General features: G+C 62.3%; 11 protein-coding genes. 5 read left to right on the top strand and 6 right to left on the bottom strand.

Features of this window, described 5'->3' with window-relative positions; all coding sequences use genetic code 11:
• The first annotated feature begins 149 nt into the window (after positions 1-149).
• Both FJ527_RS05230 and FJ527_RS29245 read left to right on the top strand, forming a co-directional pair.
• Positions 150-845, top strand: a complete 696-nt coding sequence (locus tag FJ527_RS05230; protein ID WP_140615938.1) for a glutamine amidotransferase — start codon at positions 150-152, stop codon at positions 843-845.
• Between the two features lie 132 nt (positions 846-977).
• Positions 978-1,247 (top strand): hypothetical protein, encoded by a 270-nt coding sequence (locus FJ527_RS29245; protein ID WP_015317436.1) that lies wholly within the window; start codon positions 978-980, stop codon positions 1,245-1,247.
• Between the two features lie 18 nt (positions 1,248-1,265).
• Here FJ527_RS29245 and bmt read toward each other — a convergent pair whose 3' ends face one another.
• Together bmt and FJ527_RS05215 are read right to left on the bottom strand one after the other, a co-directional pair.
• Positions 1,266-2,288 (bottom strand): betaine--homocysteine S-methyltransferase, encoded by a 1,023-nt coding sequence (bmt, locus tag FJ527_RS05220; protein WP_015317437.1) that lies wholly within the window; start codon positions 2,286-2,288, stop codon positions 1,266-1,268.
• Between the two features lie 121 nt (positions 2,289-2,409).
• Positions 2,410-3,267, bottom strand: coding sequence for a helix-turn-helix transcriptional regulator (locus tag FJ527_RS05215; RefSeq protein WP_140615940.1), 858 nt, complete (start codon positions 3,265-3,267; stop codon positions 2,410-2,412).
• 228 nt (positions 3,268-3,495) lie between these two features.
• Here FJ527_RS05215 and FJ527_RS05210 point away from each other — a divergent pair, with 228 nt between their 5' ends.
• Entirely contained in the window at positions 3,496-4,506 is a 1,011-nt protein-coding gene (locus tag FJ527_RS05210; protein ID WP_181166283.1) for a fatty acid desaturase, read from the top strand.
• A 94-nt stretch (positions 4,507-4,600) separates the two neighbouring features.
• The gene (locus FJ527_RS05205; RefSeq protein ID WP_140822038.1) at positions 4,601-5,428 is read left to right on the top strand and encodes a PhnD/SsuA/transferrin family substrate-binding protein; all 828 of its coding nucleotides are present in this window, start codon (positions 4,601-4,603) and stop codon (positions 5,426-5,428) included.
• Here FJ527_RS05205 and FJ527_RS05200 read toward each other — a convergent pair.
• The 4 genes from FJ527_RS05200 to FJ527_RS05185 form a co-directional block, all read right to left on the bottom strand.
• Positions 5,393-6,748, bottom strand: coding sequence for a Xaa-Pro peptidase family protein (locus tag FJ527_RS05200; protein ID WP_140822036.1), 1,356 nt, complete (start codon positions 6,746-6,748; stop codon positions 5,393-5,395). The two genes, FJ527_RS05205 and FJ527_RS05200, sit on opposite strands and share 36 nt — an antisense overlap.
• A 7-nt stretch (positions 6,749-6,755) precedes the next feature.
• The gene (locus FJ527_RS05195) at positions 6,756-9,326 is read right to left on the bottom strand and encodes an FAD-dependent oxidoreductase (protein WP_140822034.1); all 2,571 of its coding nucleotides are present in this window, start codon (positions 9,324-9,326) and stop codon (positions 6,756-6,758) included.
• Entirely contained in the window at positions 9,323-9,808 is a 486-nt protein-coding gene (locus FJ527_RS05190) for a DUF559 domain-containing protein (RefSeq protein WP_140822032.1), read from the bottom strand. Before FJ527_RS05190 ends, FJ527_RS05195 begins: the two co-directional genes overlap by 4 nt.
• 167 nt (positions 9,809-9,975) lie before the next feature.
• On the bottom strand, positions 9,976-11,553 hold the full coding sequence (locus FJ527_RS05185) for a trimethylamine methyltransferase family protein (protein WP_140822030.1): 1,578 nt from the start codon (positions 11,551-11,553) through the stop codon (positions 9,976-9,978).
• A 260-nt stretch (positions 11,554-11,813) separates the two neighbouring features.
• Here FJ527_RS05185 and FJ527_RS05180 point away from each other — a divergent pair, with 260 nt between their 5' ends.
• Positions 11,814-13,721, top strand: a complete 1,908-nt coding sequence (locus FJ527_RS05180) for a phospholipase D-like domain-containing protein (RefSeq protein WP_140822028.1) — start codon at positions 11,814-11,816, stop codon at positions 13,719-13,721.
• Positions 13,722-13,843: the final 122 nt, after the last annotated feature.

The following is a 13,843-nucleotide window of genomic DNA, read 5'->3' as shown; positions in this document are numbered from 1 at the left end:
GCCGGTTTCTTTCAGATGATGGGATCGTTCTGATAACCGGCCCACGGGCGGTGAGGCAGGCCGGCGAGGGATCTTTGCCCTTGCCGGCCTTTTTTTCGTTGCGCCATGGTCGTCCACCACCCATTCTGGCGGGAGGAAGGCAGAGAGCAATGAAGAGACGTATTATCCTGGTGCGGCACGGCGACGAACCTGCCGACGACCGTGTGTTCGCCTACCTCCAGCAAAGCGGCTACCAGCCCGTCTTGCGTCGAGCCTATGCCGGAGAGGCGCTGGAGGCGGATGAGGATGTCGCGGGCGGCGTGGTCTACGGCGGAATGTACAATGTCTACGACACGTCACTGCATCCATTCTTGGTGAACGAGTACCGATTTATCGACTTCTGCATGAGTTCCGATATCCCCTTGCTCGGCATCTGCCAAGGCGCGCAGCAGATCGCCTGGCATCGCGGTGCTCATGTCGGTCCGCCGGTGAGCGGCGTGCATGAATTTGGCTGCTATCCACTCTACCCGACAGCGGGAGCGGAGGATTTTCTGTCCGAGCCGATCCATGTCACGCAATCACACTGGCACGGCTTTGATTTGCCTGAAGGCGCCCAGCACCTTGCTTCGAGCGCCTCGTTTCCCAACCAGGCTTTTCGCATCGGTGATAAGATCTACGGATTGCAGTTCCACGCGGAAGTCACGCGTACAGGTTTTCGACGTGTACAGGACCGCCCGACCGCGAACTATGACAAGCCGGGCGCGCAGACGCGTGAAGAACAGGATCGTCTTATGAGCCTGCATGATGCAGCGCAGGCCGCCTGGTTCAACGGGTTCCTGCGTAAACTTTTTCCGCCTTTGATCTAGCTGGTCGACGACGATACTGCCGCAAGATTGGAGCGACCCGCACGGGATCGTTAAATTGCTCGGCATTTCCGGTACCGGATCGCAATTTCCTCTCGCTACACCGGTCATGTCTAAGGCTTGAGGGAGCCGGAATTGAAAATCACAACCATCGCCAACCCGACTCCGCCGGCACGTGATGCTTCGGCGGGTTTATCAGCCCCGTCAGCCGAATCCAGACGCATCAGCGACGATGTCGCGCAGGCGCGCCACACCGCCATGTCGGCGCTGACCAATGACCGGTTCCGCGCCATGCTGGAGCAGATTTCTGATCCGATCGCTTCCGGTGCGCTGGCAACAATGCGCGGCGACAACGTGGTCGATTTCCAGTCGGCGCAGTCAAGCTACGCCGACAACAGCGAATAACCGCAAAAAGAAATCGCCTCAGGCGCGGCTGCGCCGCCGCTCGCGGCGGGCTTCGCTGGTCTCGGCGGTGTTTGCCGTCGCCACCTTGTTGCGCATCGGGCCAATGCGCTCGACGATTTTTTCGACGGTCGGGCGATCCGCCCTGGTGTGGGCGTCGAGCGCCTTGCGCATCGCGGCCAGATGCTGGAACGAGGTGCCGCAGCAGCCACCGATGATCTTGGCTCCGCCATCCACGGCGAGCCGGACATAATCGGCCATCAGTTCCGGCGTACCGGAATAGTGGATCTCGGTGCCACGGAATTCGGGAATGCCGCAATTGCCCTTGACGATGACAGTCGCCTCCGGCTTGGCCTCGGTCATGTCGAGCAGCGAGGCCAGGATGTCGGAAGCGCCGACGCCGCAATTGGCGCCAACCCCGAGCGGCGCTTGCGACAGGCCGTCGGCGACGCCGTGGATGTCTTTCGGCAGCAGGCCCATCATGGTGCGGCCGGCGGTGTCGAACGAGCCGGTATAGGTGTAGGGCAGGCCGACGCGGATAGCGGCTTCGGCCGCCGCGCGGATCTCGTCGGGCGCCGACATCGTCTCGATCCAGGCGACTTCGGCGCCACCTTCCTTGAGACCTTCGATCTGCTCGGCAAAGGCGTCGACCGCTTCGTCATAGGTCATGGCACCAAGCGGCACCAGCAGTTCCCCTGTCGGACCGACCGAGCCGGCGACGATCACCTTGCGGCCGGCCTTGTCGGCGACAGCGCGGGCGATCTCGGCCGCGCGCTTGTTCAGCGCATGCACGCGGTCCTGCGCATGGTGCAGTTTCAGCCGGTGGCGGGTGCCGCCGAACGAGTTGGTCAGGATGATGTCGGCGCCGGCGTCGACGAAATTCTGGTGCAGGCTGGTGATGGTGTCGGGCGCGGTTTCGTTCAGCAGTTCCGGCGCCTCGCCGGCCTCCAGACCCATGGCGAACAAATTGGTGCCCGTGGCGCCATCGGCCAGCAGCACACCCTTTTCAGCCAGCAGCGCATCGATCGGATTGCTCGTCGTCATCGGATTGGCTTTCGTGTCCTGGAATTCGAACCGTGCCTTGGAATTCGAACATGTCTGGGAATTCGAATAAGGATATAAAGAAGTGTTTATGTCCAGTCAATGAAAATGCGGTGCTGAGCGCTCAGGCAGAGCCTGATGCGAACGACATGTCGGCCAGGTTGCGCGCGAAGGCGGCCGCTTCGTGCGGATTGATGTCGGCGGCGCGGATCAGATTGTCGAAATGTTGGGTCAGGGCCTGGACCGGCTGGGTGGCGTTCAGCACCACATACATGTCGCCGACATAGATCGCCGCGCGATAGGGGCCGAATATGGTCAGCGGGATCGAATAGCGCATGCGGCCATCATAAAGGAACAGGCGGAAGGTCGGGTAGAGGTCGTCGAGCAGCGTCGCCATATGGGCAAGCTGCTGCTGGCGGTCGGCCGCCGGGAAACGGTCCCACACACCGAGGCCGCGGGCGAAGATCTCCAGCGTGTGGCGCGGCATGCAGACTTCCATGTCGGTTTCCGGCCGCCGGTTGTACTCGATGCGGTATTGCGTTTCGCTGGCCTGCGCCAGTCGGCTCCTGTTGGTGATGTTGGCTTCGTAGTCGACGAGCGCGTGGGTGCGCAGGAGATCGGGAATGCCAGCCGGCACATAGCGGATCTTGGTGCCCGCCGCTTCCGCGAACCATTTGGCGAGCAGCGTGCGGTCGAAACCGTCGGGCGCTTCCTCGATCTCCAGGCTCTCGCGGATTTCGCCGGTCACGCCCTCGTCCTGGCTAAGACCAAGCAGCCAGTCTAGCGACACTTTGAATTCGGCGGCGATGTTGAGCAAGGTTTCGGCGCGCGGCAGGCGGGTCGAGGCACCTGACATCAGTTGCGACAGCGCCGACCTGTCGATGCCGACTGCTGACGCGAAAGCCGATTGGTTGAGGTCGGAGCGTGTCAGGAGGAGCTTCAGACGCTCCCGGAAGATTGCCGACAGGTCGCGCTTGTCCATCATCTCACTCCTTGGATCGGGAGGAAAATTTTTCGCCGAAGCGGCCGAAGAAGCGCTTCAGGCGTAAACGAATCCCTAAGACTGTTTACAATGTATAACATATGCAGCCAAGAATGCGCAGACGCAACACTTTGTGCACTTTGTCGCGTTGAGTGGAATCATATCTCCTGACACAATGCTGTCAGGAACCGGTTGGGGTTCCGGCGACTGAGGACAGTGGTCGATAGCATGACTGGCAAGAGCATCCGTCGAAGCAGCAGATCGGCCATCGAATGGCCGACCGTGGTTCTCGCTTTCTTCTGCTACGGCACATGGTTGGCCGCCGGCTTCTTCCTCTGGCCGTCATATCCCATAGCTGCACTGATCGTCATGGCCGTCACGCTGGCTTTGCAATCCTCTATCATGCACGAGGTGCTGCATGGTCACCCGACCCGCAACGGCCTCGTCAATGAAGCTTTCGTCTTCCTGCCGATCGGCCTTGCCTGGCCGTTCCGCCGTTTCAAGACCATTCACCTGCGCCACCACGCGGACGAGCGGCTGACCGATCCGCTCGACGATCCCGAGAGCTATTACCAGGCGCTCTGGATGCACGAAGAAATGCCGCCGCTGATGAAATTCGTGCTGAAGGTCAACAACACCATGGCCGGTCGCCTCGTTCTGGGGCCATGGCTGTCCTGCATCGGCTTCTTCATCGATGACGCCAAGCACGTGATTGCCGGAGACAAGGCGATCCGCAAGGCCTGGCTGCTGCATGCGATAGGCCTTGCCGTGGTGCTGCCGGTCGTGCAGTTCGGCTTCGGCATGCCGGTTTGGCTCTATGTGCTGGTGCCGGTCTGGCTCGGCCAGTCGCTGATCTCGATCCGCACCTATGCCGAGCACCAGTGGTCGGAGCATCCGGAAGGCCGCACGGTGATTGTCGAGCGCTCGCCGCTGTCGTTCCTGTTCCTCAACAACAATCTGCACTTCGTCCATCACAAGAGCCCGACCATCGCCTGGTACCGGCTGCCGAAGCTGTTTCGTGACCGGCGTGAGGAATGGCTGCGGATGAACAATGGCTATGCCTATCCGAACTATTTCGCGCTGCTCAGATCCTATGCCTTCAAGGCCAAGGAGCCGATCGTGCATCCGGTTCTGCGGCGCGCGCCCGAGCCGGGCAGGGCGTTCAAGCCGCGCGTCAGGGCGCGCAGCATCAGTGGGCTTGGCAGCGCGCCGGTTCCCGCCGAACCGCCCAAGGAATAGTATCCGCGTGTAGAGTGGATAACGTGTCGGCCAATTCTGATTGGGCGCCGCGTTTTTGCGATCCTTTGTCCCGGCATGGTGGTTTGATATCGGCATGAGCGAATTGATTGCGGCGTTGCCGATGTATGACTGGCCGGAGGCGCGCGACGAGGTCGACGCCCAATGGGCGTGGTTGCGCGATTCATTCCGGCGAAGGGGTATCGATGCGCCGCAATCCATCGTGCGCCGCAATGGCGACCTGCCGCCGGTGCCGGGCGGCATTCGGGACGGCGAAGGTAAACTCGTCGCGCCCGATCCGGCGACGCTGCCGCCGGACGACCTCGATTTCCACAAGCTCTGGATGCATCCGGCGCTGCTGTTCGCGCAGACCTGCTGGGGGCCGATGGAACTCGGTCTGTCCCGGCATGTGCAGGTGGTCGGTCAGCCAAGCTATGACGCCTATGAAGGCGGGCAGGGCGAACTTTATTCGAGCGCGCTGGTGATGCGGTCGGGCGAGGGGCCGGAGGTTCGGTCGCCCACCGATGGCAAGGCCTTGCTGCCGCTCGATCTCATCCGGGGCAGGCGCTTCACCTTCAACAGCCTCGATTCCATGTCGGGCATCATCGCGCTGACGCGCGACCTGAAAGCGGCCGGCGAAAACCTGGACATATTTTCATCGCACAGCGAAAGCGGCGGCCATCGCGACTCGATCGTGACGGTCGCCGAAGGCAAAGCGGACGTCGCCGCGATCGATTGCGAAAGCTGGGCGCTGGCACGGCGTTTCGAGCCGGCGGCGCGCAAGATCGTGATCGTCGGCTGGACGGCGCGACGCAAAGGCTTGCCCTACATCACCGCCAGGACGACGCCGGAAAAGACCGTGCGCGCGATGCGCGAAGCGCTTGCCGGGCTAGCCGAGCAGCCTCGAATCCAACGGGTAGGTTGAAAGCTTTTCGTTGCCGGTGTCGGTGATCAGGATCTGTTCCTCGATCTTGACACCCTCACGCCCGCCAAGCCTGCCGATATAGCTTTCGACGCACAGCACCATGCCCGGTTCGAGCATGCCGTCGGGCGTGTCCGGCGTCCAGTCGCTGGCATGCGGCAAGGTCGGATATTCGTCGGCCAGTCCGACGCCGTGGTAGAGCACGCCGTAGCGGGTTGGGAAGCAGTCTCCGGGCGGTACAGCCGAGCGTTCGACCAGATCTCGAAACGAGACGCCGGGCTGCATCAAAGCGGTGTTGTACTCGATCTGGTCGGCGGCGATGCGGAACAGGTCGCGCTGTTCGTTGGTCGGCTTTGTATCGCCACAGAGCCAGGTGCGCGAGAGATCGGCGCAGAAGCCGTAGGGGCCGATCAAATCGGTATCGAAGGCGACGAGATCGCCGGCCTCCATGATCCGCGACGAGCATTCCTGGAACCACGGATTGGTGCGCGGTCCCGACGTCAGCAGCCGCGTCTCGATCCATTCGCCGCCGCGCGCGATGTTGCCGCGATGGAGTTGCGCCCACAATTCGTTTTCGGAGATACCGGGCTTGAGCGCCTGTTCCATCTCGCCCATCGCCGCCTCGCAAGCGACGATGGCGCGGCGCATGGCAAGGATTTCATCAGGCGATTTGATCAGCCGCGCGTTTTCCATCACCGCCTCGCCATTGCCGATGGAAATGCCGAGGCGGTGGAGTTCTTCAACGCCTTCCGGGTTGATGTGATCGACGGCGATGCGGTTGTTGCCGCCGCCATGCTCCCTGATCAAATCGGCGATACCGGCGGCCCAACGGCGGACTTTCTGCTCGGTCAGCTCGCCGCCATAAAGATACATCCACGACACGGCCGGCCGAACTTCGTCGACGATGCCGGAATGATCGGACAGGTGCTCGCAGGAAAAGTAGTCGAACAGCACCACCGGACCCTCGGTGGCGACGAAGCAATGCCGCGTCGGATTGTGCGCGACCCAGAGCTGCATGTTGGTCGAGTCGGTCGCATAGCGGATGTTGACAGGATCATAGAGCAAGGCGCCGGCGTAGCCGCGGCGCTTCAGCTCGGCGCGGATGCGCTCGAGCCGGTATTTTCGCATTGTCGGCAGGTCGGGCGCGCTAACACCCGCCGCCGCCCATTCCGCTTCGGCTTGCGCGCCATAGCCCAGCACATGCTGGTTGAGCGAAGCCGCCTTCTCGCGGGAGGCGTCGCGCAGCGCCTCGATCGAGCCTGATACAAACGGCATGATCTTGCGGTGTCGGCCGAAGCTTCCCTTTGGCGCCCCGCTGTCCATCCCGTCCTCAGGTCCGCATCTTCTCGCCGCTTGGGTCGAAGGGTGCCTCGACATTGATGCGGGCCGGACGCCGAGACCCAAGAATCTCGATCTCGAACAGCCCCGCGCTTTCATCCTCGGCAAGGGCGGCCGGCACATAGCCTTGCGCCATCGACTTTTGCACGTAGTGCGCATAGCCGCCCGACGTCACCCAGCCGACCACGCGCCAGTCGCCGTCGACGATGCCGCGCACGGCCGACGCACCTTCGGCGGCCCTCGAGCCACGTATTTCCTTGCCTGACGTGTCGAAGCGCGGCGCGCCGTAGCCATGCGGCTTTTCAACCGTGCCGTAATCCTTGTCGACCTTGGCCCAGATCGGCTCGTCGCCCATCACGTCGGCATCGGCGGCGTCGACGATGAAGGAGACGCGACGCAGCTTCGGCCCTTGCGCCTGTTCCTTGGCGGCGGCTTCACGGCCGATGAAGTCGTTCTTCTCGAGCTTGATGAAGCGGTCCATGGAGCCTTCGAACGGCCCGTAGATCGGCCGCAACTCACGGAACCAGGTCGGGAAATTCTTTTCCAGGCGCATCGACAGCAAGGCGCGCATGCCGAAATCGACGATGCCGAATTCCTCGCCGGCGTCCTTGATCGCCTTGTAGACTAGGCGCTCATAGGCTGGCGCCATCCAGATCTCGTAGCCGAGGTCACCGGTATAGGTGATGCGGTTGACCATACAGGGCGCGCCGCCGACCGCCATCTCGCGGAAATCCATGAAGCGGAAAGCCTTGGTCGAGATGTCGACATCGACCAGCTTCTGCAGGAGGTCGCGCGATTTCGGGCCGGCGATCGATAGGCCGACCAGTGTCTGGTCGAAACGGTGGATGCGGACCGATCCATCCTTGGGCAGGTGCTTTTCGAACCAGCGCATGTGGTATTTCTGCGCTGCCGACGAGCCCCAGATCATGAAGCGGTCTTCACCGGCCTTGGCGATGGTGAAGTCGCCGATCAGCTTGCCGAACTCATTGATCATCGGTGTCAGCACGATGCGGCCGGTCTTCGGCATGCGGTTGGTCATCAGCCGGTTGAGGAACTCTTCCGCGCCCGCCCCCGACACTTCGTACTTGGCGAAGTTGGCGATCTCGGTGACGCCGACACGCTCGCGCGTGGCGCGCACTTCCTCACCGATCGGTCCAAAGTCGTTGGAGCGGTGGAAGGAGACGACGTCTTTCGGCTCGCTGCCCTTAGGCGCGAACCAGAGCGGGGTTTCGAGACCCCAAGAGTCGCCCATCACGGCATTGTTGGCGAGCATGGTGTCGTAGAGCGGCGTCGTCTGCGCCGGCCGGGCAGCCGGCAGTTCCTCGTTGGGGAAGCGGATCGAGAAACGGCGCGAATAGTTTTCGCGCACCTTGGCGTTGGTGTAGCGCAGCCCAGCCCATTCGCCGAAGCGGGCGACATCCATGCCCCAGACGTCGAAGCCCGGATCGCCATGCACCATCCAGTTGGACAACGCCAGGCCGACGCCGCCGCCCTGGCTGAAGCCGGCCATGACGGCGCAGGCGCACCAGAAATTGGTCAGGCCCTGCACCGGGCCGACCAGCGGATTGCCGTCGAGCGCGAAGGTGAATGGGCCGTTGATGATCTGCTTGATGCCGGCCTTTTCGATGCCGGGGAAATGCTTGAAGCCGATTTCCAGCGACGGCGCGATGCGGTCGAGATCGGGCGGCAGCAGTTCATGGCCGAAGTCCCACGGCGTGTTGACCGGCGACCACGGCTTGCAGGCCTTTTCATAGGTGCCGAGCAGGATGCCGTTGCGCTCCTGGCGGGTGTAGATCTCGCCCTTGAAGTCGAGCACACCGATCATTTCGCGGCCGGTCGACTTGTTGAACTCCTCGACCTCCGGCATCGGCTCGGTCAAGAGATACATGTGCTCCATGGCCAGCACCGGCAGCTCGACGCCGACCATGCGGCCAATCTCGCGCGCCCACAGGCCGCCGCAGTTGACGACATGTTCGGCGTGAACCGTGCCTTGTTCGGTGACGACGTTCCAGGTGCCGTCCGGCTGCTGTGTCAGGTCGACGACGCGGTTGCGCAGCACGATTTCGGCGCCGAGTTTTTTGGCCGCCTTGGAATAGGCAATGGTGGTCCCGGAGGGGTCGAGATGGCCTTCGACCGGATCCCACATGGCGCCGACGAAATTGGTCTCGTCCATCAGCGGGAACATCGCCTTGGCCTCGGACGGCGTGATCAGTTCGGTGTCCATGCCGAGATAGCGGCCTTTGGCGTGGGCAAGGCGCAGGAAGTCCATGCGCTCGGGCGTATCGGCCAACATCACGCCGCCGGTCAGGTGCAGCGAGCAGGACTGGCCCGAAATCTCCTCGATCTCCTTGTAAAGCTGGACCGTATAGGCCTGCAGCTTGGCGACGTTCGGATCGCCGTTCAGCGTATGGAAGCCGCCGGCCGCATGCCAGGACGAGCCGGAGGTGAGCTCCGAGCGCTCGATCAGCATGATGTCGGTCCAGCCGGCCTTGGCCAGGTGGTAGAGCACCGAGCAGCCGACGACACCGCCGCCAATGACAACCGCTTTTGCATGGGATTTCATGAGGATACGTCCGTTTTTGAAGAGATTGAATCGGAGGAATGGGACACGAAGACAAAGCGGAGGTCGGATACAGCGATGTTTTCGATCAGCTTGCCGTCAAGCGCGGCAAGGATGGTTTCACAGACGGAAGTGCGATGTTTCACGACTTCATGGCTCCAAAGGCGCAGGATCGAATAGCCCTGAGCGCGCATGAAGTCGTCGCGGCGGCGGTCATAGGGACTGTCCGCATGCTGGTGTCCGTCGACTTCGACAACAAGCCATTTTTCGCGGCAGGCGAAGTCAGCGTAGTAGGGTTCGATAGAGAACTGTCGCGTGAACTTGTAGCCGCCAAGCTTGCGGGCTTTTAGTTCGAGCCAAAGCAGTGCTTCCGCTTGATTGTCGCCTTGCCTGAGTTTTCTGGCTCTTTGGGTTGTGCCTGTTTTTCGGCGACTGCGCGTTTGAGGAGCGCCTTCCCCCACTCCGTCGCTGCTTCGCAGCGCCACCTCTCCCCCCTCCGGAGGGAGAGGAAGGGAGCCAACTGGGCTAGGCTCGCGCTTTTCCTCTCCCCCGTCGATCGGGGGAGAGGTGTCGAGCGAAGCTCGACGGAGTGGGGGTCGACTATTCATCGAATCCATACGAATGATCGGCTCATCAAAACGAACACTGCCGCTCAAAAATCGGTCGGCGCGCCGCCTTCAGCTGTGCGCTTCGCAACAAAGGCGTTGAGCTCCTCGCGGATGGCGGGATCCATGTAGGGCTCATCATAGGAGGCCAGCCGCTCCTTCCACACCTTGTTGGCCTTTTCCATTGCCGTTGGCGAGCCGGCTTCCGCCCAGGTCTCGAAATTGCGCCAGTCCGAAAGGATGGGCGAATAAAACGCGGTCTTGTAGCGGTCCTGCGTGTGCTGGGTGCCGAAGAAGTGGCCGCCGGGGCCGACCGACTGGATGGCGTCGAAGCCGAGCGCTTCATCGGAAAGGTCAAGCGGGGTCAGGAATTCGGCCACCATCTGCAACAGGTCGATATCCAGAATGGTCTTCTCGTAGGAGCAGCGCAGGCCGCCTTCCAGCCAGCCGGCCGCATGCATCATCAGGTTGCCGCCGCCCTGCACCGCGCCCCACAGAGAGAACACGCTTTCATAGGCTGCCTGCGCATCGACGGTGTTGGCGGCGCAGGTGTTGGAGGTGCGGTAGGGGATGTTGTAGCGGCGGGCGAGCTGGCCCCCGACGAGCTGTGCCTTCATGTATTCGGGCGTGCCGAAGGCCGGCGAACCGGACTTCATGTCGACGTTAGAGGTGAAGCCGCCATAGCCGACCGGCGCGCCCTTCCTGACCATCTGGGCGAAGGCAATGCCGGACAGCGCCTCGGCATTCTGCTGCACCAGCGCGCCGGCGACGGTGACGGGCGCCATGGCGCCCGAGAGGGTGAAGGGCGTGACGATGACGACCTGGCCCTTGCTCGACATCTGGAGGATGCCTTCCATCATCGGCACGTCGAGCTTGAGCGGCGAATTGGTGTTGATGATGGTGAAGACGGACGGTTCCGCGAGCAATTGCTCATGGCTGATGCCGCGCGCGATGCGGGTGATCTCGATGCCGTCGACATTGCGCTCCTTGCCGAGCGAATAGATGTGGAACACCTTGTCGGTCAGCGTGGCGAGGTCGCGGATGCATTCGAGATGGCGCACCGACGGGTGGATGTCAGTCGGCTCGACCGGATAGCCGCCCGTGCAATTCAGGATGTTGTGCATCTGCGCCAGCCGCAGGAAATTGCGATAATCCTGCTGGTTGCCGGGCCGGCGGCCACGATCGATGTCGGAGCAATTGGGCGCCGAGGCCATCATCGAGATGATCAGATTGTCACCGCCAAAGCGCACATTGTGCGCGGGGTTGCGGGCATGGATGGTGAATTCGGACGGGCAGTTCGACACCAGCTCCAGGATCATGTCGCTGTCGAAGCGCACGCGCTCCGAGCCCTGGCGTACGTCGGCGCCATGCGCCTTCATGATGCTGCGTGCTTCGTCGTGCAGGACGTCCACGCCAATCTCGCGCAACACCCGCAAGGAGGCGAGGTGGATCGATTCCAGCTCGTCCTCGGACACCAGCTTGGTCGGCGTCAGCGGATTTTTCAGTTGGCGGAAAGCCGGCTGCTCGAACGCGGCCGAGCCACCGGCGCGCTTGCCGGCGCGACCGCCGCGGCGGGCACGGTCGGGCGCCAATGCCGGTTCTGAGGGTTGTAGGGCGGCGGTCATGATGGTCCTCGTAGGATGCGATAACGGGCGGCATAATGGACCGGCGCCCCTCCGGCCATTGCGGAGGCGGCGACCACTAGAGCGAGGGAAGCGACATGCCGGAACGGCAGCCAGGTGGGCGCGACATCCGCCCTGGCCACGTCGGCGCGCCGGCAGACGTCTGAGTAAGGCCGTCCGATGGTGCAGATTTAAAGAGGCGTTACAGTACCGTCTTTTACTTCTGACATACTTGCGCGTTGAACTGCTTTTGGAGGGACGCCATGCCTGACGTCGTCAAAGTGCGTGCCGCGACAAACAACGAAGTCGCGTTCCTTTCCTGGGATCTTCACGGGATGATCCCAGGCTGCCTCGGTTTCGAGATCGTGCGCCTCTATCCCGATACAGGCGAGGAGCGTTGCCTTGCGTCCTGGGTGCCCTTCAAGGGTCAGCGCAATCCCCGATGGATTCCTCAGGATACCGGTGTCTGGCCGGTGCAGAAGACATTCTGGCGCGATCTGACCGTCAGGCGCCGCCGCGACAGCATAGACGTCAGGCCGGACGGCGAGATGATCGCCTACCGCGTGCGTCCCGTTGGCGACATGAAGCCGGGTCTCGATCCCGTGCCGGTGCGCCCCGATCAGGTCGTCGACGGCAAACCCGCCTATACCGGACCGGCGCGACCCCTTGGCTATCTTGGGCAGGGCGCGGTCAGTCCGCCAATCTTCCTGGGCCAAATGTTCGGCAAGGCACGCGTTGCCTTCACCAACGGCGTGCTTTCGACGCAATGGATGTCGCATGCGCTGGCGGAAGCCGGCATCAAGGTCGGCCAGCGCGACAAGATCAGGGCGGTGCTGCAAGACCCGACCAGCAAGATCCGCGCCTATCTGCATGGCGACGTGCCTGACGTACTGACCAGCCTGTTGAAACGGGCCAAGGCCGAAGGCGGCACCGTCAGGCTTGCGCTCTATGAGCTCGGCGACGACGAATTGTGCGATGCCATCATCGCAGCCAGGGATGTAGTCGAAGTTATCCTCTCCAATTCGGGCAGGGATGACCAGACCAAGGCCTGGGATGCCGGCAACGCACCCTACAGGAAACGTTTGCACGATGCCGGCGTCGTGGTGACGGACCGCCTGTTCAACAACAACCATATTGGCCACAACAAGTTCGCCGTCTACCGCGACACCCAGGGCAATCCGCAAGCGGTTATGACCGGCAGTACCAACTGGACGTCGACCGGCATATGCGGCCAGTCCAACAACGCTTTTGTCCGCGACGATCCGGCGATGGCGAAGGTGTTCGACGCCTATTGGGAACGCATGAAAGCCGATGTGTTTCCGCCACCGGCTTCGGAAAGTGCTGCCGGCCACGTCGCGCAGACGCAGGGCGTGCCGTTCCGCAAGGAGAACCACATGCCAAACCCGCTCAACGGCGCCTCGGCGGTGTTGGACGGCATGACGGTGTGGTTTTCGCCCAACGACCCGAACCGCAACAAGAAGGACATTTCGGTACGTCCGGTCGACCTCCAGGACGTCTTTGCCCGCATCAAAGCGGCGAAGCGGGCCGTACTGTTCCTGGTGTTCAACCCTTCGCTGCTCGGCGAAAATTCGATCGTAGACCAAGCGGTTGCGGCGGCGAAAGCCGATCCGAACCTCATCGTGCAGGGCGCGATCAGCGACGAAACGGCCATGCCCAACTATGTCGCTCCCACCAAGGATCCGGTCACCCACAAGTCGAACAAGGACGGCAAGTCGCCCTTTGTTTATCCGGAGAAGGTCTGGGAGGCCCCGAATGTCTCCATTGTACGGGCGGCGAACCTGACCGGGGCCACGATCGCGACGGATTTCCAGGCCGAAGTGCTCACCGTCGGCCACGCGATCGTGCACGACAAGATTGTTATCATCGATCCGATGGAGGACAACGCCACCGTCATTACCGGCAGCCATAACCTCGGTTACAAGGCGTCCTACGAAAACGACGAGAATTTGGTCATCGTGGAAGGCGACAAGACCTTTGCCGCGGCCTATGCCGTGCACATGCTCGACGTCTTCGACCACTACAAGTTCCGGGCCTGGCGCAGGACGATCGGCAAGGGGCCTTCCGACGCTGACGGGATTGCCATCGACGACAAGTGGCTGAAGCCCTATGCGGACGGCAAGAAAGGCGCAATCGCCCGCTACTTCCCGTAGCCGTCGCGTTCTGCTTCCAAGTTCATTCGGGACCGATTGGTGTCGGCCGGTCGGTCGATTTCCTTGGTGCAAGCGGATCTCCGGTTCGGCTCTTCCTTTCCTCTGGTCGAACCAGTAGCTAG

The organism is Mesorhizobium sp. B2-4-18, assembly GCF_006441385.1.
Lineage (GTDB): Bacteria > Pseudomonadota > Alphaproteobacteria > Rhizobiales > Rhizobiaceae > Mesorhizobium > Mesorhizobium australicum.
This window is presented reverse-complemented; position numbering and strand designations above follow the sequence as displayed.